This window comes from Vibrio plantisponsor (genome assembly GCF_013041605.1).
GTDB lineage: Bacteria > Pseudomonadota > Gammaproteobacteria > Enterobacterales > Vibrionaceae > Vibrio > Vibrio plantisponsor.
On sequence record NZ_JABEQC010000002.1, the window covers coordinates 37,625 to 64,003 of the forward strand.

25 protein-coding genes are annotated in these 26,379 nt (G+C 44.8%); 14 read left to right on the forward strand and 11 right to left on the reverse strand.

All coding sequences use genetic code 11. The annotated features are described in order from the left end of the window. The first annotated feature begins 1 nt into the window (after nt 1). From HKI82_RS03520 to HKI82_RS03550, 7 genes are all read left to right on the forward strand, one after another. Nucleotides 2-601 carry a Maf family protein gene (locus HKI82_RS03520; protein ID WP_042489301.1) on the forward strand — a complete coding sequence of 200 codons (600 nt, stop codon included), beginning with the start codon at nt 2-4 and terminating at the stop codon, nt 599-601. 25 nt (nt 602-626) lie between these two features. After that, complete coding sequence (gene rng / locus HKI82_RS03525) at nt 627-2,096, forward strand: ribonuclease G (RefSeq protein ID WP_042489298.1); 1,470 nt, start codon at nt 627-629, stop codon at nt 2,094-2,096. A gap of 11 nt (nt 2,097-2,107) precedes the next feature. Beyond that, the gene (locus HKI82_RS03530) at nt 2,108-6,004 is read left to right on the forward strand and encodes a YhdP family protein (RefSeq protein WP_171137242.1); all 3,897 of its coding nucleotides are present in this window, start codon (nt 2,108-2,110) and stop codon (nt 6,002-6,004) included. 29 nt (nt 6,005-6,033) lie between these two features. Then, complete coding sequence (locus HKI82_RS03535) at nt 6,034-6,867, forward strand: carbon-nitrogen hydrolase family protein (protein ID WP_171137243.1); 834 nt, start codon at nt 6,034-6,036, stop codon at nt 6,865-6,867. 27 nt (nt 6,868-6,894) lie between these two features. After that, complete coding sequence (gene tldD, locus HKI82_RS03540) at nt 6,895-8,340, forward strand: metalloprotease TldD (RefSeq protein ID WP_102942745.1); 1,446 nt, start codon at nt 6,895-6,897, stop codon at nt 8,338-8,340. Nucleotides 8,341-8,551: 211 nt separating this feature from the next. After that, nucleotides 8,552-8,971 (forward strand): ribonuclease E inhibitor RraB, encoded by a 420-nt coding sequence (gene rraB / locus HKI82_RS03545; protein ID WP_102987659.1) that lies wholly within the window; start codon nt 8,552-8,554, stop codon nt 8,969-8,971. A 98-nt stretch (nt 8,972-9,069) separates the two neighbouring features. Continuing rightward, nucleotides 9,070-9,864: a glycosyl hydrolase 2 galactose-binding domain-containing protein gene (locus HKI82_RS03550; RefSeq protein ID WP_171137244.1), complete on the forward strand. Its 795-nt coding sequence runs from the start codon at nt 9,070-9,072 to the stop codon at nt 9,862-9,864. Between the two features lie 43 nt (nt 9,865-9,907). On the opposite strand, the gene HKI82_RS03555 is transcribed toward HKI82_RS03550, so the two are convergent. The 5 genes from HKI82_RS03555 to argR all read right to left on the reverse strand — a co-directional run bounded on the left by HKI82_RS03555 (nt 9,908) and on the right by argR (nt 15,467). Beyond that, nucleotides 9,908-10,294 carry a DUF2061 domain-containing protein gene (locus tag HKI82_RS03555; protein ID WP_102942742.1) on the reverse strand — a complete coding sequence of 129 codons (387 nt, stop codon included), beginning with the start codon at nt 10,292-10,294 and terminating at the stop codon, nt 9,908-9,910. 143 nt (nt 10,295-10,437) lie between these two features. Then, the gene (locus HKI82_RS03560; protein ID WP_102942741.1) at nt 10,438-10,875 is read right to left on the reverse strand and encodes a universal stress protein; all 438 of its coding nucleotides are present in this window, start codon (nt 10,873-10,875) and stop codon (nt 10,438-10,440) included. A gap of 62 nt (nt 10,876-10,937) precedes the next feature. Continuing rightward, entirely contained in the window at nt 10,938-13,517 is a 2,580-nt protein-coding gene (locus HKI82_RS03565) for a TRAP transporter permease (protein ID WP_171137245.1), read from the reverse strand. Nucleotides 13,518-13,659: 142 nt separating this feature from the next. Further along, a complete protein-coding gene (locus tag HKI82_RS03570) occupies nt 13,660-14,628 on the reverse strand; it encodes a TAXI family TRAP transporter solute-binding subunit (RefSeq protein WP_171137246.1) in 969 nt (322 codons plus the stop codon). 368 nt (nt 14,629-14,996) lie between these two features. Next, nucleotides 14,997-15,467 carry a transcriptional regulator ArgR gene (gene argR / locus HKI82_RS03575; RefSeq protein WP_042489268.1) on the reverse strand — a complete coding sequence of 157 codons (471 nt, stop codon included), beginning with the start codon at nt 15,465-15,467 and terminating at the stop codon, nt 14,997-14,999. Between the two features lie 323 nt (nt 15,468-15,790). On the opposite strand from argR, the gene mdh reads away from it, so the two are divergent. Next, complete coding sequence (gene mdh, locus HKI82_RS03580; protein WP_102942738.1) at nt 15,791-16,723, forward strand: malate dehydrogenase; 933 nt, start codon at nt 15,791-15,793, stop codon at nt 16,721-16,723. 68 nt (nt 16,724-16,791) lie between these two features. Here mdh and ispB read toward each other — a convergent pair whose 3' ends face one another. Next, on the reverse strand, nt 16,792-17,763 hold the full coding sequence (ispB, locus tag HKI82_RS03585; RefSeq protein ID WP_171137247.1) for an octaprenyl diphosphate synthase: 972 nt from the start codon (nt 17,761-17,763) through the stop codon (nt 16,792-16,794). Between the two features lie 268 nt (nt 17,764-18,031). On the opposite strand from ispB, the gene rplU reads away from it, so the two are divergent. The 6 genes from rplU to folA all read left to right on the forward strand — a co-directional run bounded on the left by rplU (nt 18,032) and on the right by folA (nt 21,914). Next, complete coding sequence (rplU, locus tag HKI82_RS03590) at nt 18,032-18,343, forward strand: 50S ribosomal protein L21 (protein ID WP_042489259.1); 312 nt, start codon at nt 18,032-18,034, stop codon at nt 18,341-18,343. A gap of 21 nt (nt 18,344-18,364) precedes the next feature. Further along, on the forward strand, nt 18,365-18,622 hold the full coding sequence (gene rpmA / locus HKI82_RS03595) for a 50S ribosomal protein L27 (RefSeq protein ID WP_004409945.1): 258 nt from the start codon (nt 18,365-18,367) through the stop codon (nt 18,620-18,622). A 222-nt stretch (nt 18,623-18,844) separates the two neighbouring features. Further along, nucleotides 18,845-20,020, forward strand: coding sequence for an Obg family GTPase CgtA (gene cgtA, locus HKI82_RS03600; protein WP_102942736.1), 1,176 nt, complete (start codon nt 18,845-18,847; stop codon nt 20,018-20,020). 129 nt (nt 20,021-20,149) lie between these two features. Then, nucleotides 20,150-20,911 carry a threonine/serine exporter family protein gene (locus HKI82_RS03605; RefSeq protein WP_171137248.1) on the forward strand — a complete coding sequence of 254 codons (762 nt, stop codon included), beginning with the start codon at nt 20,150-20,152 and terminating at the stop codon, nt 20,909-20,911. A 2-nt stretch (nt 20,912-20,913) separates the two neighbouring features. Further along, nucleotides 20,914-21,387: a threonine/serine exporter family protein gene (locus HKI82_RS03610; RefSeq protein WP_171137249.1), complete on the forward strand. Its 474-nt coding sequence runs from the start codon at nt 20,914-20,916 to the stop codon at nt 21,385-21,387. A 44-nt stretch (nt 21,388-21,431) separates the two neighbouring features. Then, nucleotides 21,432-21,914, forward strand: a complete 483-nt coding sequence (gene folA / locus HKI82_RS03615; RefSeq protein WP_171137250.1) for a type 3 dihydrofolate reductase — start codon at nt 21,432-21,434, stop codon at nt 21,912-21,914. Between the two features lie 56 nt (nt 21,915-21,970). Here the strand turns inward: folA and apaH are convergent, their stop codons facing one another. From apaH to surA, 5 genes are all read right to left on the reverse strand, one after another. Beyond that, on the reverse strand, nt 21,971-22,789 hold the full coding sequence (gene apaH / locus HKI82_RS03620) for a bis(5'-nucleosyl)-tetraphosphatase (symmetrical) ApaH (protein WP_171137251.1): 819 nt from the start codon (nt 22,787-22,789) through the stop codon (nt 21,971-21,973). A gap of 11 nt (nt 22,790-22,800) precedes the next feature. Then, nucleotides 22,801-23,184: a Co2+/Mg2+ efflux protein ApaG gene (gene apaG / locus HKI82_RS03625; protein ID WP_171137252.1), complete on the reverse strand. Its 384-nt coding sequence runs from the start codon at nt 23,182-23,184 to the stop codon at nt 22,801-22,803. Nucleotides 23,185-23,247: 63 nt separating this feature from the next. After that, nucleotides 23,248-24,075: a 16S rRNA (adenine(1518)-N(6)/adenine(1519)-N(6))-dimethyltransferase RsmA gene (gene rsmA, locus HKI82_RS03630; RefSeq protein ID WP_042489242.1), complete on the reverse strand. Its 828-nt coding sequence runs from the start codon at nt 24,073-24,075 to the stop codon at nt 23,248-23,250. Nucleotides 24,076-24,088: 13 nt separating this feature from the next. After that, nucleotides 24,089-25,081, reverse strand: a complete 993-nt coding sequence (pdxA, locus tag HKI82_RS03635) for a 4-hydroxythreonine-4-phosphate dehydrogenase PdxA (protein ID WP_171137253.1) — start codon at nt 25,079-25,081, stop codon at nt 24,089-24,091. Next, complete coding sequence (gene surA, locus HKI82_RS03640; protein ID WP_102942729.1) at nt 25,071-26,366, reverse strand: peptidylprolyl isomerase SurA; 1,296 nt, start codon at nt 26,364-26,366, stop codon at nt 25,071-25,073. The genes pdxA and surA overlap by 11 nt, the downstream gene beginning before the upstream one ends. Nucleotides 26,367-26,379: the final 13 nt, after the last annotated feature.

The window sequence follows — 26,379 nt, forward strand, 5'->3', positions numbered from 1 at the left end:
AATGAACAAACAACGATTAATTCTGGCGTCTGGTTCACCTAGACGCCGAGAACTACTCTCTCAATTGGGATATCAGTTTGATGTGTTAGTCCCAAATGTTGAAGAGAAGCGTTTAGACGGTGAATCTCCCGTTCAATATGTAGAACGTTTGTCCCGCGATAAGGCTTTAGCTGGCCTAGAACTGGCTAAGCAAAACGCGGCTAATCTTAATGTGAACGAGCAGGACTATGTGGTTTTAGGCTCGGACACAATAGTGGTTCAAGACAATCGCGTATTAGAAAAGCCACAAAACTTTTCTCACGCCAAAGAGATGCTTGAGTATCTTTCGGGGACTCAGCATCAAGTAATGACGGCCGTGACGGTCGCTGCAAAAGAAAAACATCGTTCTGTGGTCGTGACCACAGATGTATGGTTCAAACCCTTGTCAGAGCAAGAAATAGAACAATATTGGCAAAGTGGTGAGCCTTGCGATAAAGCTGGCAGTTATGGCATTCAAGGATTGGGTGGGCGATTTGTAACTAGGATTGAAGGTAGCTACCACGCAGTGGTGGGATTACCGCTCTATGAAACTGATCAGCTCTTGCACGAATTTATATTTTAGTATTATTAAAAATTGAGGTGCGCTCATGAGTGCAGAGTTGATCTTGAATGTCACACCGAGTGAAACACGGGTGGCAATGATCGAAGGTGGAGTCCTTCAAGAGATCCATATTGAACGTGAAGCAAAAAGAGGCATTGTCGGAAACATCTACAAGGGTAAAGTCAGTCGAGTTCTACCCGGTATGCAAGCGGCTTTTGTGGATATTGGCCTAGACAAAGCAGCTTTTTTACACGCTTCAGATATCGTTCCTCACACAGAATGTGTGGCGGAAAACGAAAAACAACAGTTCCAAGTACGCGATATTTCTGAATTGGTTCGCCAAGGTCAGGATATTGTTGTGCAAGTCGTGAAAGATCCTTTGGGAACCAAAGGTGCCCGTTTAACCACAGATATTACTTTACCATCGCGTTATTTGGTCTATATGCCGGGTTCTGCGCACGTAGGTGTTTCTCAGCGAATTGAAAGTGAAGCTGAACGTAATCGCCTAAAAGCAGTGGTGGCACAGTATTGCGACGAGAATGGTGGATTCATCATTCGTACCGCGGCTGAAGGTGCTGACGAAAAAGAATTGGCGCAAGATGCGGCTTTCCTTAAACGCCTCTGGGTTAAAGTGATGGAGCGTCGTGCGAAATACAAAACTCGTTCAACGCTGTACGGTGAACCAGGGCTGTCTCAACGTATTATTCGTGATTTTGTCGGCACAGAACTGACCAGCATCTTGGTTGATTCACGTCTAGAGTTCGAAAATCTCAAAGAGTTCACGTCTGAATTCGTTCCAGAGCTGACCGACAAACTTGAGCTATACGAAGGTGATAAACCCATTTTCGATATGTACGACACGGAGAACGAAATTCAACGTTCTTTGGAGCGTAAAGTCGAGCTTAAATCTGGCGGCTATCTGATTATCGATCAGACAGAAGCCATGACCACGGTTGATATCAACACCGGCGCTTTTGTCGGCCGCCGTAATCTCGAAGAGACCATCTTCAATACCAATATCGAAGCAACACAAGCGATTGCTCGTCAGCTGCGTCTGCGCAATCTTGGCGGAATTATCATTATCGATTTTATCGATATGGCTTCCGATGATCACCGCAAGCGAGTACTTGCTTCGCTGGAAGCAGCGCTCAGCAAAGACCGAGTCAAAACGAATATCAACGGATTTACGCAGTTGGGATTAGTTGAGATGACTCGTAAACGTACACGAGAAAGTATTGAACATGTTCTGTGTTCTACTTGTCCAACTTGTGAAGGTCGTGGAGCGGTGAAAACCGTTGAAACGGTTTGCTTTGAAATACTGCGTGAAATTACGCGAGTGAACCGAGCCTACGACTCAGACAAGTTTGTTGTGTACGCATCTCCGGCAGTGGCAGAGACTTTGCAAGGAGATGAGTCTCATGCGCTTGCTGAGCTGGAGCTGTTTATTGGTAAAGAAGTTCGTATTCAAGCGGAACCTCTGTATATCCAAGAACAATTTGATGTTGTGATGATGTAAAAGGATATTGAGTGAGCTCAACCTTTACCCGCCTTGGGCGATTTATTTTATGGCTTATTGTTAGCCTATTGGTGTTATTGGCTGTTGTGGTAACTGCTTTGCGGGTACTGCTGCCTGAAATGAATCGCTACCAAAGTGAAATCGAGCGCTGGGCGACTCAGCAAACCAACATACAGTTTAAAGTGACCGATGTGCGTGGTTTTTGGAAAAACACGCACCCTTCACTCGCTCTTAAAGCAGTAAGAGCGGAACTTCCTGTAAGCAGTAAAATCCACATATCTACTCAGCAAATTGATATCGAATTTGACTTATTTCAGTCTCTGCTCAATCGCCAGCCGGTGATAGCGGATATGAACATTCATGGCATGAAGTTGGATATCAGCGCCATTGACTGGAACCGTATTGCTGATTCTGAGCGCGACGATAGTTCTGACGCAAACTCTGAGGCGAGCAATGAAGGACAAGTTGTGCAGCTGTTGGACGACCTGTTCCTACGCCAGCTTGATAATTTTTCGCTTCTTAACTCAACCATTTTGTACCAGACAATGGCCGGCGAAATTCGTCAGCTTGATATCGCTAAGCTGCGTTGGCGAAACAAAGGCTCTCACCATTTTGCCGAAGGTGAAGTGAGCTTGGCGGACGCCAATATCAACTCTCTGTTAGTGAATGCTGACTTTGAAGACCATGGCTCGCTGCTTGATATTTCTGGTGATTTCTACGCCAGTGCCGACAATCTTCGTGTTACCCCTTGGTTAACTCGATATCTGAAGGAAGAAACAGGTATTGAGCGCGGAAGAGTAAGCTTTAACGCGTGGATGACCCTGAACCACAATCAACCTGTTGATGGGTATGTTGAACTGAAACCGTCAGAGCTTATCTGGGGGGAAGAAGGCAGTTCCAACGAACTATTGCTGGAGTCAGGCATAGTTAAGTTAATGCCTGCTGATAAAGGGTGGCAGGTTAATGCCCACTCTTTACAGCTACGTACCAATGATACGGCTTGGCCAGACCTCGATGTTGCTCTTGATTGGCAACCAGAAGGCTGGACGTTAAATCTTTCTCAAATTGATGTAGAAACGCTCTTGCCTCTGGCGGCTTTGATGCCAGATTCTCAGCAATCAACCAAGCTAATTCATGACCTGAAACCGGGCGGACTATTGGAAGATATCCGAGTTTCTATGGGGAAAACCATAGACTCCCTGCGTTATTCAGCGCAGCTGACAGATGGCCGAATCGCACAATGGTACTTACTTCCTGAAGTGCATCAACTTCAGGCAAAGATTAGCGGTTCTGCCGATATTGCAAACATCCATGCTACCTTGATTGATGATACCTTGCCGTATGGTGATGTATTTCAGGCGCCACTGAACATTCGCCATGGTGATGTGAATTTGGTTTGGCAAATGGGCAGTGACGGTTGGTCGCTTTGGGCTGATAAAGTCACTGTTGCGACTCCTGACTTGCAGGCATTAGGCGCATTTCGTCTCGATTTCCCACACGATAAAAGTCCATTCCTGTCATTTTATCTAGAAGCGGATGCTTATAACGCGGGTGAAACTTGGCGTTATTTGCCAACTCTTGCGCTGGGCGATGATTTGACTGACTACTTGTCTACCGCCATTCAAGGTGGGCGAGTCGATACCGCCAAACTGATTTGGTATGGCGATTTAGGCTCATTTCCATATCAGGATAATAATGGTGTATTTCAGGCATGGGTCGGGCTGAAAGAAGGTAAGTTTAGTTTTGACACCGCTTGGCCGACGATCACTAATCTACAATTGGATTTGTTATTCGAAAACGATGCCATGTATTTAGATTCAAATGCGGCAACGTTAATGGATGTGAACGCCAAACGAATCACAGGGCGCATCCCAAGTTTAGCGCCGGATGGTCATATCGAGATTGAAGCCAGTGCTGTGGCGGAGGGGAATGCCGTTCGAGCGTATATGACGGCGACCCCGTTGGTTGATTCTGTGGGTGCGGCGCTTAACGCCGTTCAAGTGAGCGGTGAAGTTACTTCTGAATTTCAGTTAAATATTCCGTTTACCCGAGACAAAGAACCTCGCGCTTGGGGTTGGGCTGAGTTGTCAAAAAATCATGTGGATATTGATGCTCCACCAATGATGTTGGATTCGGTATCCGGTCGCATTAACTTCGACAACGATGTGATTACCGCTGCGGGCTTGTCATCCAAGTTGTTAAAGCAACCGATCTCCTTTGATTTTCAGGGTGAGAGTACGCCTCAAGGTTATGCGGTAAACATTGATGTTATCGGTGACTGGGATGTGAAACCTCTGGTGCCTTATGTTGGAGAACGTTGGCTCAAGCGTCTGAAAGGTCACGCACCGTGGCAAACCAGTGTGGCTTTGCAGTTAAACGATGTTGGCTTTACTTACCAGATAGACAGTACCGCAGACCTGAAAATGGTTGCGAGTGAATACCCGTACCCATTGGCAAAGAAAACGAAAACAGCGGGCAAAGCGCATCTGCAGGCTTCGGGAAATCAGGAGTCGATTACTGCGCGTCTTCAGCTTCCTCAAGCCAAGTATCAGGCTGAGATTGATATCAGACCTAAAACCCCGGTGTTAACAGCGACCAACTTGGTGCTTGGACAAGGTGGTTTTAAAATCAGTCCCGTGGTTGGGCACCATGCTCAGGTTCGCCTTGACCGATTTAATTTAGATGAATGGATCGCTGTGATGAATGATGTGCCTGTTGCTAAAGCAGGCAAGTCAAGTCTAGATAAAATGAACACTCCGGAGATTCCAGTTCCGCAACGTGTCGATCTAAAAACTCAAGAACTGACCCTTGCCGAGATTGAGTGGCACGATGTTGATTTTAATGCTCGCCAGAAAGGCCTGGGCTGGGTTATGAACTTGGAAAGCCAAGAAGCAAAAGGGCAAGCCAATTATATTCAGCCTTATGATCTATCAGTCTCATTTGACCGCCTGCATGTATTCGTTCCATCTTTGGATGAAGAAAAGCCGAAGCCTTTGCTGACATCACACACTAAACAATCTGACCCTCTGATTTCCGAGTTTGATCGCGAGTTTCATCGCCTGATGCCGAATCTAACTCTGGTGATTAACGACTTTTGGCTGCAAGGTTATAAAGTTGGCAAAGTGAATATGGATTTCCAGCGCAGAGGCAACACTCTGGAGTGGAAAAAAGTGGATGTGGTGAGTGGTACCAATACCGTTCATATGAGTGGCGACTGGACACTGACTGACACAACCAGCCACACTAAGCTAAAGTTTGAAGTTCAGGGTGAAAACAACAGCGACCTGATGGAACGATTCGGTATCAGTTCAGGAATTCAAAAAGCCTCGTTCAACATGTGGAGCGATTTGCAATGGGATGGCGCTCCTTGGTCGATGAAGGTTAACACCGTTCAAGGCAGTGTAAAAACAGAGCTGGGTAAAGGGGTGATATCCGATGTCAGCGGCGCTGCGAAGCTCTTGGGTCTGTTCAGCTTAGACTCTATCATTCGTAAAATGCAGCTCGACTTCAGTGATGTATTCGATAAAGGTATGGCCTTTGATTCGATCACTGGCAGCGGTGAAGTTGATAAAGGTATTTTTGTTACTAATGATATAAAGATGGATGCCATTGCTGGTGACATGACCATTAAAGGATTAGCGGATCTCAACACTCGTACCGTAGATGCAGAAGTTAACTTTGTACCGGACATTACTTCTGGTATTCCGGTACTGACCGCATTTGCGGTAACGCCGCAGACGGCGTTATATGTGTTGGCGATTACCACTGTGATAGCACCTGTGGTCGAAGTTTTCACCGAAGTAAATTATGAGGTGAAAGGTCCGATGGATTCACCGACAGTAAAAGAACTCTCTCGTAGTCGCGGTGAATTTAAGCTGCCGAAAAAACTTAGAGATCTCGCAAAATAAGTCAGACAAAAGTAGGTTGGGCTATTTACATGGAACGTATTGGTTTAATTCAAATGACATCCAGCTCGGATGTGAATGAGAATCTCACTTATATTGAACAGCAAACCACGCTACTGGCAAAGCAAGGCGCTAAATGGGTGGTTACCCCAGAAAATGCGGTAGTGTTTGGTAACAAAGAGAATTACCACAACAGTGCTGAAGAACTGGGTGATGGGCCTGTTCAGGAAAGAATTTCGCGCTTAGCTACAGAGCAGCAGGTTTGGATTCTTATCGGTAGTATGCCGATTCGCCGAACTTCAGCGGAGAATCAAGGTGTGACTACCACATCTGTTCTGTTTAATCCGCAAGGTCAAATTGTGGCTCACTATGATAAGCTGCACATGTTTGATGTTGATGTTGCTGATGGCCACAAGCGTTATCGTGAATCAGAAACGTTTACGCCGGGTAACGATATCGTTGTGGCAGAAACGCCCTTTGCTAAGCTGGGATTGTCCATCTGTTACGATGTTCGATTCCCTAATCTGTATGCAGAATTACGTCGATTAGGAGCTCAGATATTGTTGGTACCTGCGGCGTTTACAGCCGTAACCGGTAAGGCGCATTGGGAAGTGCTTCTAAGAGCTCGTGCGATAGAAAGCCAGTGTTGGGTTATCGCAGTTGGTCAAGGTGGCCATCATGCTTGCGGACGAGAAACGTGGGGGCACTCAATGGTGATCAGCCCTTGGGGTGAGATCATTGCTTCATTAGATCAGGATGCCGCAAGTCTGGTTGTTGATATCGAGTTAGAACAAATAGAGAGTGTGCGTGCTGCTATGCCTATTAGTGCTCACACACGCTTTCGCAATCAATTTATTCTTTCATAAGCAATTTATAGAGAAAAAGAGCTAAACATGAGTATAACCCGCATTGAAGAAGCATTATTAAAACCGGCAGGGCTTACTGAGCAAGACATTGCCGATACTCTGTCGAGCATCGCAACCCGCCAGATTGATTATGCAGATATTTATTTCCAGTCTAGCTGGCATGAGTCTTTGGTTTTGGAAGACAGCATTATTAAAGATGGTTCATTCAACATCGACTGTGGTGTGGGGGTGCGAGCTGTCACTGGCGAGAAAACAGGTTTCGCCTATTCCGATCAAATCCAGTTAGAAGGTTTGCAGCAAAGCGCGATTGCTGCGCGCGGTATTGCGCAACAAGGGCAGAATGCATCGGTACAAGCCTTTAAACGCAATAGTAACCAAACCTATTATGCGGCTGTTAACCCATTAGAAAGCTGGGAAAAACAGAAGAAAACAGAATTACTACAGCAGATAGATGCTTACATCCGCACCAAAGAACCACTCGTTCAAGAAGTCTCTGTAAGCCTGAGTGGCGTGCATGAACAAGTATTAGTTGCGGCGACAGACGGTACTTATGCTGGCGATATTCGTCCATTAGTTCGTTTATCTATCAGCGTATTAGCGCAACGTGGCGATCGCCGAGAACGTGGCAGTGCTGGTGGCGGTGGCCGTTTTACCTACGACTATTTCTTAAATGAAGAGAACGGACAGAAGATCGTTTTTGCTTATGCAGATGAAGCGATCCGTCAGGCGTTGGTTAACTTAGAAGCCGATGCAGCACCTGCGGGTACTATGCCAGTGGTATTAGGCTCTGGTTGGCCGGGTGTTCTACTGCATGAAGCGGTAGGCCATGGTCTAGAAGGCGACTTCAACCGTAAAGAGTCATCAGTATTCTCTGGCAAAATCGGACAGAAAGTGACCTCCGATCTTTGTACTATTGTTGATGATGGCACTTTGAAAGATCTTCGCGGTTCCCTGAACGTGGACGATGAAGGTGTGAATGGTCAATACAATGTTCTTATCGAGAACGGCGTTCTTAAAGGCTATATGCAAGATAAACTCAACGCGCGTTTAATGGGTGTTGCACCTACGGGTAACGGCCGCCGTGAGTCTTACGCGCATCTGCCAATGCCTCGTATGACCAACACTTACATGCTGCCGGGTCAACATACGCCTGAAGAGATCATCTCTACGGTGAAGAAAGGGGTCTATGCGCCTAACTTTGGTGGTGGTCAGGTTGATATCACTTCCGGTAAGTTCGTGTTTTCAGCATCAGAAGCTTACTTAATTGAAAACGGTAAAGTTACTCGCCCAATTAAAGGTGCAACCTTAATTGGCTCTGGTATTGAAGCGATGCAGCAAGTTTCAATGGTAGGTAATGACCTGAGCATTGACCGTGGTGTTGGTGTGTGCGGCAAGGCTGGACAAAGTGTGCCAGTAGGTGTTGGTCAGCCAACACTGAAATTGGATGCGTTGACCGTAGGTGGCACGGAATAACCGTGTCTCCCAACTAGAAGCATTACAGCAAAGCTTATGGATGCTGTAGGCTTTGTTGCTGGTTAGCATAGAATGACTTGTTAGCAGTACAGTGGTTATTACCAGAAAGATCGTTTTAAGATCGTCATGCAGGTGGTAATTCACAACGATCCGTGCGATATTGCGCGCAATTAAATTGATACCCTTTTTGTACACTTTGGAGCACATTTTTATGCCTCAACAAGATGATTATCTATCAGTGGAAGACTTCCTAGAAATTCAAAAGGAAGATACTCGCGAAATCATTCAAGCACTGCTGGAAGATGGCAGTGATCCTGAAGCGCTGTATGAGATTGAACACCACTTTTTCGCTGAAGATTTCGATAAGCTAGAAAAAGCTGCTGTTGAAGCTTTTAAAATGGGCTTTGAAGTTCTTGAAGCTGAAGAAGCTGAAGATGAAGACGGCAGCAAGCTACTGTGCTTTGACGCAACAATGCAGTCTGCTCTTGATCCAGTAGCGATCGATGCTCAAGTTGAAAAACTGGTTAATCTGGCTGAAAAATACGACATCATCTATGACGGGTGGGGTACTTACTACGAGGGCGAAGATGCCTTGTACCCTGACGAAGATGAAGACGATGATGAAGAGTAAGTCTTAATATAGATACCAGCCTAGGCTGGTATTTTTTATTGTCACTATGTTTAAATAGTCACAACTCTTCTAAAAGAAAATCATTCAATAAGAATATTATGCAGCTTTCTCTCGCCGGTTTATGGCAACTTTCACCGCTCACCGATTTATCTATACCTCAGGACGATATCACGTTTCCGTCACCACTCAGTGCAGTGTTACCGCAAACTTTGTCTGAAGACGAGATTGCACATCAGGAATGGCACCTCATGCACGATGTTGAAGTCGATGAAAGCATGTTGAACTTCGGAGCCGTCGACCTTGTTCTGGAAGGTATCGATTACCATGCGGAAGTTCGTTTGAACGGTGTCGCTCTGTTTGACTGTGACGGCTCTCAGAAGGTCTATAGAAAAGATATTCTTCCGCAACTGACACTGGGAAGAAACCGTTTTGAGATCCTCTTTCTGGAACAAGATGAAGATTGGCTGTTGGATGAAGAAGACGTTGAAGTCTGTTTATTGAGTGAAGAAGTGAAAAAGTACGATGACAGAATTGGCATATGGCGTGAGCCTTATTTGCAGTTCATCCGCCACGTACGTTTAGGTGCTGTTACTACAGAACAAATCTGGCACTACGGTGGTGGTTGTGAGTTGCTGGTGAATTTGCACTTCACTCCGTTCTCTCCGGGCCTAGTTTCAGCAGCGGTTAAGTTTGATGGCATGACGTATCAGTTGCCAATTGATATCCGTAGTGACCATGTCAGTGCACTGTTTCAGGTCGATGCCCCGAAGTATTACGATAAAGCTAATCCAAATCCGAAAGATCTTTATGAGTTAAGCATCCAGTTAGATGGGCAGAGAAAAGTGTGTCAACTCGGTCTATCTAGAGAGTTCTGCGTGACTCACTTCGTATAGAGTAGAAACCAAAAGCCCCAGCTCTCAGAGTTGGGGCTTTTTCTTAGTGAGCACATTGCCAATGATTATGATGGGCTTTGTTCTGCCAGAATTTTTCATGGAAGTAGTAAGCACAAGTATTAAAACTTGGTTCAATCAGTGCCATCACTCCACCAATTAACCAGCTGCCTGTTAGCATGTATGCCACATTAAATGCGACTGTGTAGTGAATAACAGCAAAACTCATGGTTTTGATTCTTGGGTTATGAGCATAGCGCTGTAGCGGAGCGTATCTGTCCCAAACTTTCTCGTGGAAGTAGAATGCTACAGTGTTCACCATTGGCTCAAGCATTGCGATCAGGCTGCCTAGAATGATGTCGCCTGTCAGTACGTATGCAACGGTAAAAGCAATGCTGAAGTGTAATGCTGCAAAACTGATAGTCTTTTTCATAATGTGCCCAACCTTGTTTCTCTTTGTTGGGGTTATTATTGATAACTATTCGCATTATCGCTAGTGGTATTTTTGAATTATTGTGATAGGTAAAAACTAACAAAAAAGGCACATTAAGCGCCTTTATCAATTTTAAGCTTTTATCAACCTGCTGGTTTTATAACCAGAACATTGACTGGTGAGTTCTCAACAACTTTGCTTGCAACAGAGCCTAGTACCACTTTATCGATTCGAGAGCGTTTGTGACTTGGCATGATAATCAAATCTGCGTGAACCTTTTTAGCGTAATCAAGAATGGTGCTGTAAGGTTTACCTTCCGCAACATACACTTCAAATTCAACGCCGTCAGTGCTGAACTGTTGTGCAAATTTTTTCAGTTGCTGTTTCACATCTTCTTTCATTTGCTTTGCTGCTTCTTTAGGGAAGTAGGTAGCAACCATCGACATGTGGATGCCAGGCAGAACATTAAGCAGATGAACTTTAGCGTTGTTCTGTTTTGCATGCCAAACCGCATGTTCAACAGCCTTGTCACAGAAACCGTGTTCATTTAAATCAACAGGAACAAGAATGTGTTTATACATAATGTTATTTCTCTGAGTGATAATGTCTGGCTATTCCCTTATTGGACTAGCCAGACGAAGGGTTAGGCTATAACTTGCTCTTTTTTCGCTCTTCTTCGTTGATTCCAGCCAAGTAGCACTGTCAGTAGTAGAGCAGGAAGGAATACCCATTCTTTCATTGGTCGTTCACTATCAATAATGATCGATTCAATTTCCCATCCAAAATCGATACCCGCTGATTCTGCTGGGCTGCCGAACTCCACCATATCAACGATCATTTTCTCACCATCATTGTTGAGCATTAGACCCATAGAAGAAATGCGTTCTTCTGGAGTCGCTGCTCTGTCATCAAATGGCAGTAGCACCGTCTTAGATACGAAGTCACCGTCAATGGTCTCACCGGCAACCAGCAGCTGTACAGGTTCACCAATAGGCGTTTGTTCTACGATTTGAGCAAGCTCAACACCCGGATGCACTTCTTGTGCAGGGTAAACCATATCCCACCAGAAACCAGGGCGGAAGAAAGTAAATGTTAAAGCTAGCAGAGCAACAACTTCCCACCATTTTGTCTTGGTAAACCACCAACCTTGTGTCGCGGCTGAGAACAGCAACATAGCAATAATGGATGAGATGATGGTTAACCCTAGATGCCACCAAGTATCAATCCCCATTAGCAGTAGCTGGGTGTTGAACACAAACATAAACGGCAAAATGGCGGTTCGTATGTCGTAGGTAAAACCTTGAATACCGGTACGAATTGGATCGGATTTCGCAATCGCAGCGGCGGCAAACGCTGCCAGACCTACAGGCGGTGTATCATCAGCCAAAATACCGAAATAGAACACAAATAAGTGAACGGCGATAAGTGGGATGATTAATCCGTGCTGAGCACCAAGGGTGACGATAACCGGAGCCATCAGCGTTGAAACCACAATGTAGTTTGCCGTTGTTGGTAAGCCCATACCTAAAATCAGGCTGATCACAGCAGTAAACAGTAGCATCATAATCACGCTACCGCCTGAGATGAACTCAACGAAGTCTGTCATCACAAGGCCAATACCTGTCAGCGTTACCACACCAACAACCGTGCCGGCAGCTGCTGTTGCAACCCCGATACCAATCATGTTTCGAGCACCAGAAACTAAGCTTTCAAGTAAATCGACAACACCTACTTTTGCTTGTTCAGCCGCATCATTTGATTGGTTAAATACAGCCATCAATGGGCGCTGTGTCAGCAGAATGAACATCATAAAGACGGTTGCCCAAAATGCCGATAAGCCCGGAGAAAAACGTTCAACGGTTAAACACCAAACTAAAACAACAATCGGCAATAGAAAGTGCAGGCCAGATTTTACTGTTGGGCCCACATCAGGGATCTCCTGAATATCTTCATCAAGATCAAACCCGCCTTCTTTGGCATGCTTTGCCGATACCTTAACCAGTGCAACATAGGAAGCAAGTAAGGCGATGCCCACTAGCACTGTCGCTGCTGAGCCGAAAACATCTTTTGTCCAACCAATTCCGTAATAAACCACCGCACTAATGACGCAGATAGCCAGAATAGTTCCGGTGAAAGAGAGCATGCTTTGTAAGAATGTCGAAGTGTGTCGTCTTGGCAGACCTTGCATGCCTGCTTTACACGCTTCTAAGTGAACAATGTAGATCAAAGCGATATAAGAGATTAGTGCAGGTAAAAGTGCAGCTTTGATAACTTCTACATAAGAAATGCCGACGTATTCCACCATTAAGAATGCAGCCGCACCCATGATTGGCGGCGTGAGCTGACCATTAGTTGAGGCCGCAACTTCTACAGCACCAGCTTTTGACGCCGGGAAGCCGACTTTCTTCATTAGAGGAATAGTAAACGTACCCGTTGTCACAACGTTGGCAATCGACGAACCAGAAACCAATCCAGATAAACCTGATGCAACAACCGCCGCTTTCGCAGGACCGCCACGCATGTGTCCTAATAAAGAAAAGGCAACTTTAATGAAGTATGCACCGGCACCTGCTCTTTCCAGCATTGCACCAAACAATACAAATAAGAATACGAATGACGTTGAAACGCCTAAAGCAACACCAAATACACCTTCGGTGGTTAACCACAGGTGTGACATCGCTTTATTTAAACTCGCGCCTTTGTGAGCGATAACCTCTGGCATATATGGGCCAGCAAAGGTGTAGAGCAAGAATACTGCAGCCACGGCCATTAAAGGTGGACCAAGCGCTCGTCGAGTGGCTTCCAAAAGCAATAGCATACCGGCAGTTGCGGTAACTACATCAAGCGTTGTTGGTGCACCAGAGCGGCCAGCTAACTGTGCGTAAAACAAATAGATGTATGCAGCACAAAAGCTACCTAAAAGAGCGAATACCCAGTCAATAAGTGGGATTCGATCTCGAGAGGAGTTCTTTAAAGCCGGGTAGGCGGTAAAGGCAAGAAAGACAGCAAACGATAAATGAATCGCTCTTGCTTGAGTATCGTTAAGTACGCCGAAATTAAAAACGAACGGTAACGGAGATGCGTACCAAAGTTGGAACAATGACCAACATAGTGGCACAAACCACAAAATGCGACCCGGAATACCACTTGGGTTTCTGGCGCCTGTATCCGCTTGTGCGACCATCTCTTGCACATCTTGAGACGGAGAATTTGTCTGCGTCATGTACATTATCCTTTTAATGATGGTAAAGAGTTACAACGAAGAGAGGTTTTCTAAATTTGAGTGAAAACCCAAAATATTGAACGTAAATAGTGATTAACAATAAGGAGGCACTAAGCCTCCCTATTGTCGGAGTTGCCAGTAATTATTTTAGCAGACCGATTTCTTTGTAGTACTTCGCAGCACCTGGGTGAAGAGGGATAGAAAGACCCGCTTTAACCATGTCTTCTTTCTTCAAGTTTGCAAATGCAGGGTGCAAACGAGTGAAAGTTTCGAAGTTTTCGAATACTGCTTTTGCAACGTTGTAAGCGACTTCGTCTGAAACATCAGAGGTTGTTACTAGAGTCGCTGCTACACCGAAGCTCTTCACATCTTGCTCTGTACCACGGTACATACCAGCTGGAACTGTGCTGTAAGCGTAGTATGGGTTGCCCGCAACGATCTTGTCGATCTGTTCGCCAGTTGCTGGAACTAGCTTAGCGTCACATGATGTTGTTGCTTCTTTGATTGAGCCATTTGGGTGACCAACCATGTAGATGAATGCGTCTATTTTGTTATCGCACAATGCTTGAGAACGCTCAGAGCCTTTTAGCTCAGAAGCCAATGTGAAGCTATCGTTCGTCCAGCCAAATGCATCCATAACCACTTGCATAGTCGCACGGTCACCAGAACCTGGGTTACCAATGTTTACACGTTTACCAGCAAGATCGGCTACACCATTAATGCCAGAATCAGTGCGAGCGATGATGTTAAAAGGTTCTGTGTGAAGAGAGAACATCGCGCGTAATTTTTTGAATGGGCCTTGTTCTGCAAATTCACTTGTTCCGTTGTAGCCGTGATATTGCCAGTCAGACTGTACGATACCGAAATCAAGCTCGCCTGAGCGAATTGTATTTACGTTGTAAATAGAACCGCCGGTAGATTCTACAGAGCAGCGAATGTTGTGTTCTTTACGGTCTTTGTTAACAAGCTTACAGATTGCTCCACCAGTTGGGTAATAAACACCAGTGACAGAACCAGTACCTATTGTGATGAACTCTTGCGCGTTAACAGCGCCTGCACCAAGGATTGTTGCAGCAATAGCGCCGACCTTTATAATTTTATTCAATGCCATGAATTTCCCTTCCTTCATTCATAATTACCCAAAACAAGTGTAGCTGCTTTGGTCGTTTCTTCATGAGAAACAGTAGCTTTTTCAATCCTTATGTTGAAAAAGTGTCAGGATAATAGCAAAAAAACATCACATAATAATAGTGATGTTTAAAAATGTAGTCATAAAAGCTAAGTATTACCACTAACTTAGAATGAATTGTTTCATCATGTTTCAATTTTGTAATTCACGGGTTGCATTAGTTTTGAGTGAGCAAACAATTGTTGATTTTGAGGATTACAGATAGAAAAAAGTCACGTACTGATCCCAGTACGTGACTTCTAGAAAAGTAATAATGTATAGCGATTAATGAGTTACACTCAGATAGCTATTTAACCAGCGTACTCAAACAGTTCACAAACAGAGGTAAATAGCTGCTTAGTTGTAATGTTTAGTGTAGGGGTAATGAAGATAGTATCGTCACCAGCGACAACGCCAAGGATACCTTCAGATTTACCTAGAGAATCAAGTAAACGAGCGATAAGTTGAGCAGCGCCTGGGCCTGTATGGATAACCACGAGCGCATTGTTGTAGTCAACATCCAGTACGAGTTCTCTCAGAGAGCTTGATACAGTTGGGACGCCTAATTCAGCAGGTAAGCAATAGACCATCTCCATTTTTGCGTTACGTGTGCGCACAGCACCGAACTTGGTAAGCATACGGGAGACTTTAGATTGGTTAATATTGTCAAAGCCTTCATTTTTAAGAGCGTCAACGATATCGCCTTGAGAGCCAAATCGTTCTTCTTTTAATAAAGCTTTAAAAGCGCGGACTAGGTTGTCTTGTTTATCTGCACTACGCATATTTTTTGTTACCACTAATTCAATAATGGTGCATATTCTCGCATAGATATTCACTTGCAGGCAAATTAAGGTTTAAAACTGTCTAAAAGGTCACTTTAAATAAATACAATTTGGGCTCAGGGACAGAGAAAAAGGAAGATTTAAGGGCGCAAGGGATATGCCATTACTCAGATAACGATTTGCGAATTGGCTAGGAAGTGTTCGAGGTCGCAAAGCTAGCGTTAACTGTTTGTAATCAACTTGTGATTACTATAATTTTTTGGTCAGATATTACACTACCCTACAAAACATAAATAAGACAAAAACTCACAAGGAGAACGATAATGAAAGTCTCTGTAATTGGCGCCGCTGGCGGCATTGGTCAAGCCCTCGCTTTATTGCTTAAAAACCGTTTACCGGCAGGATCAGATCTTGCCCTGTATGATATTGCTCCGGTAACACCTGGTGTTGCTGCGGACTTAAGTCATATACCAACCCCTGTATCTATCAAAGGCTATTGTGGTGAGGATCCAACTCCTGCCCTTGAAGGCTCTGATGTTGTTTTAATTTCCGCTGGTGTTGCTCGTAAACCGGGTATGGATCGTGCGGATCTATTTAATGTGAATGCTGGCATCGTAAGATCTCTGGCTGAACGCATTGCAGTAGTTTGTCCAAATGCGTGTGTGGGTATTATTACCAACCCAGTGAATACTACTGTTCCTATCGCTGCTGAAGTTTTGAAAAAAGCAGGTGTCTACGACAAGCGTAAACTGTTTGGTGTTACTACTCTGGACGTTATTCGTGCTGAGACTTTCGTTGCTGAACTGAAACAGAAAGATCCAGGTGATGTTCGAGTTCCTGTGATCGGCGGCCACTCTGGTGTGACGATTCTTCCTCTTCTTTCTCAAGTAGAAGGCGTTGAATTCACAGATGCAGAAGTGGAAGCATTGACTAAGCGCATTCAAAACGCGGGTACAGAAGTTGTAGAAGCAAAAGCGGGTGGCGGTAGTGCAACGCTATCTATGGGACAAGCGGCTTGCCGATTTGGTTTGTCTCTAGTGAAAGCTCTACAAGGTGAAGATGTTATTGAATACGCGTACGTTGAAGGTAACGGCGAACATGCACCTTTCTTTGCTCAACCAGTTAAGTTGGGTAAAAACGGAATAGAAGAAGTCTTGAGCTACGGTCCGCTTAGCCAGTTTGAAAAAGCTGCGTTGGATGGCATGTTAGAAACACTTAACGGCGATATTCAAACTGGTGTTGAGTTCGTTAAGTAGTTCTGTGTTTAAACTATTTTCTAGCCGCTCCTAGATGGAGCGGCTTTTTTATGGCTACTTATTTATGATTATTTACTGCGATTTACTGCCATATGGGCAAGAGTAACTAATGCTTGCTTATATTCGCTCTCTGGTAGAACTTCTAATTGTGCAATCGCTTTATCCGCTTCTTCCAATGCTTTGTTCACTGTATAAGTGAGAGAGCCTGCTTCTTCCATTGCAGCGAGAATGTCATTCAGACGTTCCATACCGTTTGCATGCTCAATTGCGTCGCGAATCATTTCAGCTTGCTCAGCAGTACCATTGCGCATTGCATGTAGTAGTGGAAGGGTAGGTTTGCCTTCTGCTAGATCGTCACCAACATTCTTACCCATTTCTTCGCCGTCAGAGGTGTAATCCATGACGTCATCAATAAGCTGGAATGCGGTACCTAAATATTTACCGTAGTTCTGTAAAGCTGTTTCTACTTCTTCAGGTGCATCAACTAAAATCGCGCCGATTTGAGTTGCCGCTTCGAACAGACGGGCAGTTTTAGAATAGATGACCTGCATATACAGTTCTTCAGTGGTATTAGGATCGTTACAGTTCATTAGTTGTTGAACTTCACCTTCCGCAATCACGTTTACTGCATCGCTCATAAGCTTAAGGATCTTCATTGATCCTAGCTCTGTCATCATCTGAAATGAACGAGTGTAGATAAAATCGCCCACTAACACGCTAGCTGCGTTTCCAAATGCCGCATTAGCGGTTTCTTTACCGCGGCGCATGTCCGATTCATCGACGACATCGTCGTGCAACAGGGTCGCTGTATGGATAAATTCAATAAACGCTGCTGCAGTTGTGTGAGCAGTCCCTTCATAGCCAAGAGCTTTTGCTGATAACACAGCTAGCAAAGGTCTTAGACGCTTGCCACCACTACCGACAATGTAGAAGCCGAGTTGATTGATCAAAGAGACATCAGAGTTGAGTTGAGCTTGAATTGTTTCATTCACTTTTGCCATGTCATCGGCAGTAAGCGCTTGGATAGCTTTAAAATCCATTGTACATCCGGCTGAAGTTAGAGCTTGTAAGGCATTTTGTCTTCTAGAATTGTTGAATAATACACTAAAAAGCATTGATTAATACACGCCATAAAGGCATGATTGCGGCACTTTTGTTTGGCGATTAGCTTTTCGCCAATTTTTTTAAAATATGGCTTGTCATAGGACCATCATTCACGTAGAATCTGCGCCCTATTGATGATTAGTTTAGCGCACACCCTCATTGCTCACATATGGCATAGGCTGTGCGGAAAGAGCGGAGTAAAATATGTACGCTGTTTTCCAATCTGGTGGTAAACAACACCGTGTAAGCGAAGGTCAAACTCTTCGTTTAGAGAAATTAGACGTTGAAACTGGTGCAACTGTTGAATTTGATAAAGTTCTTCTAGTTGCTAACGGTGAAGAAATCACTGTTGGTGCACCTCTTGTTGAAGGCGGTAAAATTACTGCTGAAGTAGTACAACACGGCCGTGGCGATAAAGTTAAAATCGTTAAGTTCCGTCGTCGTAAGCACTCTCGTAAACAACAAGGCCACCGTCAGTGGTTCACTGAAGTGAAAATTACTGGCATCAACGCTTAAGTAACTTAGGAGAGTTTAACAATGGCACACAAAAAAGCTGGCGGTTCTACTCGTAACGGCCGTGATTCAGAAAGTAAACGTCTTGGTGTTAAGCGTTTCGGTGGTGAATCTGTATTAGCAGGTAACATCATCGTTCGTCAACGTGGTACTAAGTTCCACGCTGGCACTAACGTTGGTATCGGTAAAGACCACACTCTTTTCGCTCTTACTGAAGGTAAAGTGAAATTTGAAGTTAAAGGTCCTAAAAACCGTAAATTTGTTAGCATCGAAGCTGAATAAATTTAATACCTAACTGAATTCAAAAGCCCTACCGTTACGGTGGGGTTTTTTATTTATGCAGAACAAAAAAGAAGGGGTTCTTCAGTCGAAGAATTAGAGTCTCTCCTTATCTGTTCCAATATGTAGGTTTAGATCTCTCGTCAACGCGATGAATCTGGATCTGCTAAAATTTATATCACTGGTAATAAGTGATATTGCAACGCAAGTAATGCGGAGTAAGTAATGAAATTCGTTGATGAAGCGGTAATTAAAGTCGAAGCGGGCGATGGCGGTAACGGCGTTGTTAGCTTTTGGCGTGAAAAATTCGTAACGAAAGGTGGCCCTGACGGCGGCGACGGCGGCGATGGTGGCGATGTCTACATCGAAGCTGATGAGAACTTGAATACACTGGTTGACTATCGTTTCCAGCGTTTTTACGCAGCTGAACGTGGCCAAAATGGTGGTGGCGGTAACTGTACTGGTAAACGTGGTAAAGATATTACTCTGAAAGTACCTGTAGGTACTCGCGCAGTGGATATTCACACTAACGAAATCGTTGGTGAAGTAGCTGAACACGGCAAGAAAGTGATGGTCGCTAAAGGTGGTTGGCACGGCCTTGGTAACACTCGTTTTAAATCATCTGTAAACCGTGCTCCACGTCAAAAGACCATGGGTACGAAAGGTGAGGTTCGTGAACTTCGTCTTGAGCTATTGCTGCTTGCTGATGTAGGTATGCTAGGTTTACCAAACGCAGGTAAATCGACCTTTATTCGCTCTGTATCAGCTGCGAAACCGAAGGTAGCGGATTATCCGTTTACGACATTGATCCCAAGCTTGGGTGTAGTGAGTGTTGTACCTGAGAAGAGCTTTGTTGTTGCTGATATCCCAGGACTTATCGAAGGTGCAGCAGAAGGTGCTGGTCTAGGTATTCGTTTCTTGAAACACCTAGAGCGTTGTCGCGTACTGCTTCACATGATCGACATTTTACCTATTGATGGAAGTGAGCCTGCGCAAAATGCTCTGACCATTATGGATGAGCTTGAGCAATACAGCGAAAAACTAGCGAAGAAGCCAGTTTGGTTAGTGTTTAACAAAGCGGATCTGATGCTTGAAGAAGAAGCGGATGAAAAGATCCAAGAGATCTTGGAAGCGCTAGCTTGGGAAGGTCCATACTTCAAGATTTCAGCAGTAAACAAACAGGGCACTGCTGAGCTTTGTCGCGAACTTGCTGACTTTATGGAAACTCTACCTCGTGCAGAAGAAGAGTTAAGCGAAGAGCAAAAAGTTGAGTTTATGTGGGATGATTACCACAAAGACGCAATGGCAGGTCGCAATGTTATCACTGAAGATGATGATGACGATTGGGATGACTGGGACGACGAAGAAGATGACGGCCACGTTATCTACGTACGTGAATAGTTCTGCTTACTGACATTAGCCGCAATGATTTATTGCGGCTTTTTTGTGTCTAAATCATATTTCACGATATGATTTTCATGCACACTAGTGCTTCACAGTTTTTACCCTTAGGACGTTAGGAAAGGAATCATGGCATCCAGACAGAGAGCCGTATCGAGGTTAATCGCACAAGCAGGTCAAATGTTACTGGCTCACGGCGCTGAAAGCGCCTTAGTGGTTGGGATCATGGAAAGGATGGGGCGTGCCTGTGGCATGACAGAGGTGGAAGTTTCACTCTCAGCGGGATCTTTGGTTGTCACGACACTGGAAAGTGATCACTGTATTACGACCACCAGACGCTGCGCTGATCGCGGTATCAACATGCGCGCTGTAACTCAGATTCAACGTATTTGCATCATGATGGAAAAAGGTCTTCTGGATCACTCCTTAGCGCAGAAGAAACTTAACCAGATTAGCCCTGAACGCTACAACCGTTGGTTAGTGGTGTTGATGATTGGCCTGTCCTGTTCCTCTTTTTCCCGCCTCGCCGGCGGTGACTGGACGGTATTTGCTATTACCTTTGTTGCTTCCGCTGTCGGTATGTTCGTTCGTCAGGAAATCGGGCATCGTCATTTCAACCCGCTGTTGAACTTTGCGGCGACCGCTTTTGTCACGTCAGTCATTTCCGCTCAAGCAGTGATCTATCAACTCGGTAATAAGCCAACCATCGTTATGGCATCTTCGGTGTTGATGCTGGTACCCGGCTTCCCGTTAATAAACTCAGTTGCTGATATGCTCAAAGGCTATGTAAACGTCGGTATTGCCCGTTTTGTTATGGCAAGCTTGCTGACGTTAGCAACTTGTCTGGGAATCATTGCTGCCATGAGTATTACTGGCGTGTGGGGGTGGTAGAGATGTTAAGTTGGCAATTACTGTTTGGTCTTATTAACGACATGTTCTTTGCTGCCATTCCGGCGGTTGGTTTTGCTCTGGTTTTTAACGTCCCTGTTCCGGCACTGAAATATTGTGCACTGGGTGGCGCTATAGGCCATGGCTCTCGCTATTTAATGATGCAGTTTGGCATTCCTATTGAGTGGGCAACCTTCTTTGCTGCCACAATTGTCGGCATGATAGGTGTTCACTGGTCGCATAAGTTTCTGGCGCATCCTAAAGTGTTTACTGTCGCCGCACTTATCCCAATGGTGCCCGGTGTTTTCACTTATAAAGCGATGATCGCTATGGTGGAAATCAACCATTTAGGTTTTCGACCAGAACTGTTAGAGACTTTATTTGAGAACTTTCTCAAGGCGATGTTCATTATCGCCGGCCTAGCGGTTGGTCTTGCGGTGCCGGGGCTGTTATTCTATCGCCGAAAACCCGTGGTTTAACAAACGGACAGTTTGAAGAAGTAATCGTCTAATAGGGAAGAATAATGATCATCAGTATGATTGCCGCGATGGCAAATGATCGAATTATTGGCAAAGATAACCAAATGCCTTGGCACTTACCTGCTGATTTCGCTTGGTTTAAGCGTTGTACTTTAGGTAAGCCCGTTATCATGGGGCGTAAAACTTACGAATCGATTGGACGCCCTCTACCGGGACGGCAGAATATTGTGATCAGTCGTGATCCTAGCCTGAACATTGAAGGTGTAAAGGTGACTACTTCAATTGAAGAAGCGATTAAGCTAGCTGGTGACGTTGAAGAGGTGATGATCATCGGTGGTGGCAGTGTGTATGCGACTTGTCTGCCTAAGGCTGACCGTCTGTATGTTACCTATATTGATGCTGATATCGAAGGGGATACGCAGTTCCCAGATTGGGGAGATGGTTGGCTGGAAAGCCATAGCGAAACCTATTCGGCTGATGAAAAGAATGCCTACAATATGAAGTTTGTGATTCTAGAACGTCACTAAATCATTGGATAAAAAACAAAGCCCAGCATTATCGCTGGGCTTTGTTTATTTGAATTCTATTCAACGGCGGCGCTGAGTGCATCCTGAGTGAAGAATTTCTTTTCTTCCCAGTGCAGCAGGGTCAAATGTCCACCCCACACACATCCTGTATCAAGTCCAATCACATCTTTGCCGTGATAGCCTTCCAATGCCGCCCAGTGCCCAAACAGAACGGTCTTTTCAATTGGTACTCTGTTTTTGAGGTCGAACCAAGGTTGTAGCAGATTACCGCTGACTTCCGACGGAGGAAGTTTACACTTCATATCCAGTCTTCCATCGATAAAACAGAATCTCATGCGAGTATAAGCGTTAATGATATAGCGATAGCGATCCAGATCTTTAAGATCAGATCGCCATTGATCTGGTTGGTTGGAATACATGTTTTCAATCAGCCACATCCAACGATCACTTTGCAGTATGGATTCGATCTCTTTTGCACATTCACGCGCAGTGTCTAAATCCCACTTAGGTGAGATACCCGCATGACAAACAACAAACTCATCGTGCTCTAAAAGCAGTGGCTGTTCACGTAACCAGTGCAGGAGTTCATCTCTGTCTTCTGCTTCTAATATTGGTCGTGTTTTATCTTTGCTTTTAATTGGATGAATGCCACAGGCGACAGCCAGGAGATGCAAATCGTGATTGCCTAAAACGACTTTTGCTGCATCACCCAACGAGCGAATGAAGCGCAACGTTTCTAAAGACTTAGGACCACGAGCAACGAGATCACCCGCTACCCACAAGATATCTTCTTGCGGATCGAAATTAACTTGTTCAAGCAGTAACTGAAGTTCGTCAAAACAGCCTTGGATATCACCAACAATATAATTCGCCACTGTTACTCCGGTTAGTTTAAAACGTTAGGGACGGCCAAACGGAAAGGCTCGATATTGGCGATGAACTCTTTACCCTCATGATCTTGCATGATGTAGTGCCCTTGCATTACGCCAACAGGTGTTTCAATTGCCGTTCCACTGGTATAGGTGTACTCATCGTTGGCATCAATAAAAGGTTGTTCGCCGACCACGCCATCACCTTCTATAACCAGTTGCTTGCCATTGGCATCGGTGATTAACCAACGACGGCTGATGAGTTGTACAGTTTCAGGGCTCAGGTTTTTAATGGTAATCAGGTACGCGAATACGTAGCGCATCTGCTCAGGAGTCGATTGTTCAGGGATATATTTGGTATGAACTTGAATCTTAATACAAGGCGCAGAGACATCATCCATGTGAACTCCTTATCAAGATAGGAAAAACAACAGGACGAGCTATGTCGTCCTGTTTTTAGTTTACTACTCGTCGCTCTTATTGCTATCAGAAGCATTTGCGTCTAGCCAGTTTGCCATCGCAACAAACTGAGGCAGAGTCAGGTTTTCTGGACGCATGGAAGCGTTCACTCCGAGCTCTTCTAATACTTCAAGCGGCATTAGTGCTTTGTAGCAGTTACGTACAGTCTTACGACGCTGGTTGAAACCTTCACGAACTACGCGGTCTAGCCATTTCAGGCTCGTCGCTGGGTGAGGCAATTCTTCATAAGGAACCAAGCGTACAACTGCTGAATCTACTTTTGGTGGCGGAACAAATGCTGTTGGTGGCACTTCAAGTACTGGCACAACTTTGCAGTAGTACTGAGCCATAACTGTTAAGCGGCCATACGCTTTGCTACCTGGGCCTGCTGCAAGACGGTTCACCACTTCTTTTTGTAGCATAAAGTGCATATCTTGAATGTCTTTATGATATTCAAACAAGTGGAACATCAGTGGGGTAGAAATATTGTATGGCAGGTTACCAAAAATACGCAGTTTGTTGTTTGGCTTTACTAACTGAGTAAAGTCAAAACGCATGGCATCACCTTCATGAATGGTCAGTTTATCTGCCAATTCAGGATGGTTACGCAGACGTTCGGCCAAGTCACGGTCTAGCTCGATTACTGTGAACTTATCTACTTCACGACCAACGGGCTCTGTGATAGCGCCAAGACCCGGACCGATTTCAACCAAGTTTTGACCCGGACGTGGATTTATTGCTGAAACGATACCGTCGATAATATAAGGATCGTTTAGAAAGTTTTGACCAAAACGTTTACGCGCTTTGTGTCCTAAGTGGACATCATTTCTCATAGTGTTCTCGAAGTTAATTCGTTTTCTTATCAACTAATTCAATAGCTTGAGCGAGTGCTGTTCTGAAACTACCAATATCGGCTGTACCTGTAGCAGCAAGGTCTAATGCTGTGCCATGGTCGACAGACGTTCGGATAAAAGGCAGACCTAATGTGATATTCACCGAGCGACCAAAGCCTTTGTATTTCAATACAGGGAGAACTTGATCATGGTACATACCTAAAACGGCATCCGCTTTTTGCAAGTATTTGTCGTTGAAGATGGTGTCTGCTGGCAGTGGACCAATCAGATTTATGCCATCTTGCTGACGTAATTTTTCCAATGTTGGAGTAATGGTATCGATTTCTTCTCGACCCAACACGCCATCTTCACCTGCATGAGGATTAAGGCCGCATACATATATAGTAGGCTGCTCAATCGCAAATTTCTCAACGAGATCCTTGTGGAGAATATGAATGATCTTTTCTAGACGCTCACTGGTTACCGCTTTAGAAACGTAAGCCAATGGTATATGCGTGGTTACAAGTGCAACTCGTAATCCTTCCGTTGCCAGCATCATCACCACCAGTGGTGTATTAGATTGCTCGGCAAAAAACTCAGTGTGGCCACTAAAGGCAACACCGGCTCGGTTGATCACCCCTTTGTGTACAGGGCCGGTGACAATAGCATCAAATTCATTATTCATACAGCCCAAAGCGGCTCTTTCTAATGTTTTTAATACGTAATGTCCGTTTTGTTCATCGAGCTGACCTGCAACAACAGGCGCTGTGGTCGCGATGTGGTCAACAACCAGTGTGCCTGCTTTTTGCGGTTGTGGCGTTAGTTCAGCATTGTAATCAAGCAGTTCAACATTGATGCCGAGCGCTGTCGCTCTTTCCGCCAACATGTTTTTATCCGCACAGACAACGATTTGATGTGTCCAGTCTTCTTTGGATAGCGCTAAAACAAGATCGGGGCCAATACCCGCAGGCTCACCAGCGGTAACCACGATGCGTTTAATTTTCATCCTGATCACCTTTTAACTCTTCAACAAATGCACTTGCTCGCAGTTCTTGTATCCAAGCACCGGCTTCTTCGTTGAATTTACGGTTGAACAGAATACCGTAGGCTTTGTTCTTCAACGCAGAGTCTGTTCGGTCTACTTCGCGTCTATCAAGGACTTCTACTATGTGCCAGCCGTGTACAGTTTTAAACGGTTCACTGATTTGTCCGACTGGTAGTGTTTCAACCTGATGTTTAAATTCTGGAACGTACAGATCTGGCGTTTGGTAACCTAGCTCACCGTGTTGTGCGGCAGAGCCTGGGTCTTGGCTGTATTGCTGTGCTAGGTCGCCGAAGTTGGCTTTACCCGCTTTAATCTGCTCGATAAAGCCTTCAAGTTGCTTCTTCGCGCCTTCATCACTCAGAATAATGGTTGGCTTGATCAAAATATGGCGAGTATTTACTTCAGTTACCGCAACGGTTTCTAAGCCTTTTACATCATCGATTTTTAAGATATGAAAACCAACACCGCTGCGGAATGGTCCGATAATGCTACCTTTGTTTTGCATCTTGATTTGGTCGGCAAAAATGGTTGGCATCTCTTCTTTACGCATCCAACCCCAGTTACCGCCTTCCAGTGCTTTTGGCCCTTTGGAGTAGCTGTACGCCATTTTACTAAAGTCAGCACCGGAATTGAGTTGTTCAACCAGTTCATTAGCTTGCTTTTCTAACTGAGTTTTATCTTGGTTATCATTGAAGCGCAGTTGAATATGGCTGATTTTATATTGAACGGTTGCGTTGGTTTCTTGAGCAAGGAGCTCAGCTAATGTATCGACTTCTGCTGGCAAAATATTGATACGACGGCGAACCATGGCATTTCGGGCTTCACTGACCGACATCTCTTTTCGCACTTGTTCGCGAAATTCAGCATAGGTGAGGCCTTGTGCGCTTACTGAAGCTTGCAGCTGTTCTAATGTTTGATTGTTTTGTTTGGCAATATTACCAATAGCATCGTTTAGTCGAGCATCGTCAATACGCACGCCAATGCGCTCAGCTTCTTGTTGTTGTAGCGTATCAATGATGAGTTTTTCTCTTACCTGATCACGCAGAACCGATTCTTCTGGCAAAGATTGATCATTACTACTGGCATTTACTTTGACCGTTTTTAATGCACTGTCGATGTCACTTTGTAAGATAACACCACCGTTTACAATGATGGCAACGCGGTCGAGTTCTACTGGTGCAGCATTAACATTGCTCATGCTTAGAGCTGCGACTAAACCTAAGAGGGTGTGTTTCCACAAGTTCATTTAAATTCCTATT

Coding starts and splice junctions, on each gene's coding strand:
- HKI82_RS03520 (WP_042489301.1), top strand. CDS start 2: ATGAACAAACAACGATTAATTCTGGCGTCTGGTTCACCTAGACGCCGA.
- rng (WP_042489298.1), top strand. CDS start 627: ATGAGTGCAGAGTTGATCTTGAATGTCACACCGAGTGAAACACGGGTG.
- HKI82_RS03535 (WP_171137243.1), top strand. CDS start 6,034: ATGGAACGTATTGGTTTAATTCAAATGACATCCAGCTCGGATGTGAAT.
- tldD (WP_102942745.1), top strand. CDS start 6,895: ATGAGTATAACCCGCATTGAAGAAGCATTATTAAAACCGGCAGGGCTT.
- rraB (WP_102987659.1), top strand. CDS start 8,552: ATGCCTCAACAAGATGATTATCTATCAGTGGAAGACTTCCTAGAAATT.
- HKI82_RS03550 (WP_171137244.1), top strand. CDS start 9,070: ATGCAGCTTTCTCTCGCCGGTTTATGGCAACTTTCACCGCTCACCGAT.
- HKI82_RS03555 (WP_102942742.1), bottom strand. CDS start 10,294: ATGAAAAAGACTATCAGTTTTGCAGCATTACACTTCAGCATTGCTTTT.
- HKI82_RS03560 (WP_102942741.1), bottom strand. CDS start 10,875: ATGTATAAACACATTCTTGTTCCTGTTGATTTAAATGAACACGGTTTC.
- HKI82_RS03565 (WP_171137245.1), bottom strand. CDS start 13,517: ATGACGCAGACAAATTCTCCGTCTCAAGATGTGCAAGAGATGGTCGCA.
- HKI82_RS03570 (WP_171137246.1), bottom strand. CDS start 14,628: ATGGCATTGAATAAAATTATAAAGGTCGGCGCTATTGCTGCAACAATC.
- argR (WP_042489268.1), bottom strand. CDS start 15,467: ATGCGTAGTGCAGATAAACAAGACAACCTAGTCCGCGCTTTTAAAGCT.
- mdh (WP_102942738.1), top strand. CDS start 15,791: ATGAAAGTCTCTGTAATTGGCGCCGCTGGCGGCATTGGTCAAGCCCTC.
- ispB (WP_171137247.1), bottom strand. CDS start 17,763: ATGGATTTTAAAGCTATCCAAGCGCTTACTGCCGATGACATGGCAAAA.
- rplU (WP_042489259.1), top strand. CDS start 18,032: ATGTACGCTGTTTTCCAATCTGGTGGTAAACAACACCGTGTAAGCGAA.
- rpmA (WP_004409945.1), top strand. CDS start 18,365: ATGGCACACAAAAAAGCTGGCGGTTCTACTCGTAACGGCCGTGATTCA.
- cgtA (WP_102942736.1), top strand. CDS start 18,845: ATGAAATTCGTTGATGAAGCGGTAATTAAAGTCGAAGCGGGCGATGGC.
- HKI82_RS03605 (WP_171137248.1), top strand. CDS start 20,150: ATGGCATCCAGACAGAGAGCCGTATCGAGGTTAATCGCACAAGCAGGT.
- HKI82_RS03610 (WP_171137249.1), top strand. CDS start 20,914: ATGTTAAGTTGGCAATTACTGTTTGGTCTTATTAACGACATGTTCTTT.
- folA (WP_171137250.1), top strand. CDS start 21,432: ATGATCATCAGTATGATTGCCGCGATGGCAAATGATCGAATTATTGGC.
- apaG (WP_171137252.1), bottom strand. CDS start 23,184: ATGGATGATGTCTCTGCGCCTTGTATTAAGATTCAAGTTCATACCAAA.
- rsmA (WP_042489242.1), bottom strand. CDS start 24,075: ATGAGAAATGATGTCCACTTAGGACACAAAGCGCGTAAACGTTTTGGT.
- pdxA (WP_171137253.1), bottom strand. CDS start 25,081: ATGAAAATTAAACGCATCGTGGTTACCGCTGGTGAGCCTGCGGGTATT.
- surA (WP_102942729.1), bottom strand. CDS start 26,366: ATGAACTTGTGGAAACACACCCTCTTAGGTTTAGTCGCAGCTCTAAGC.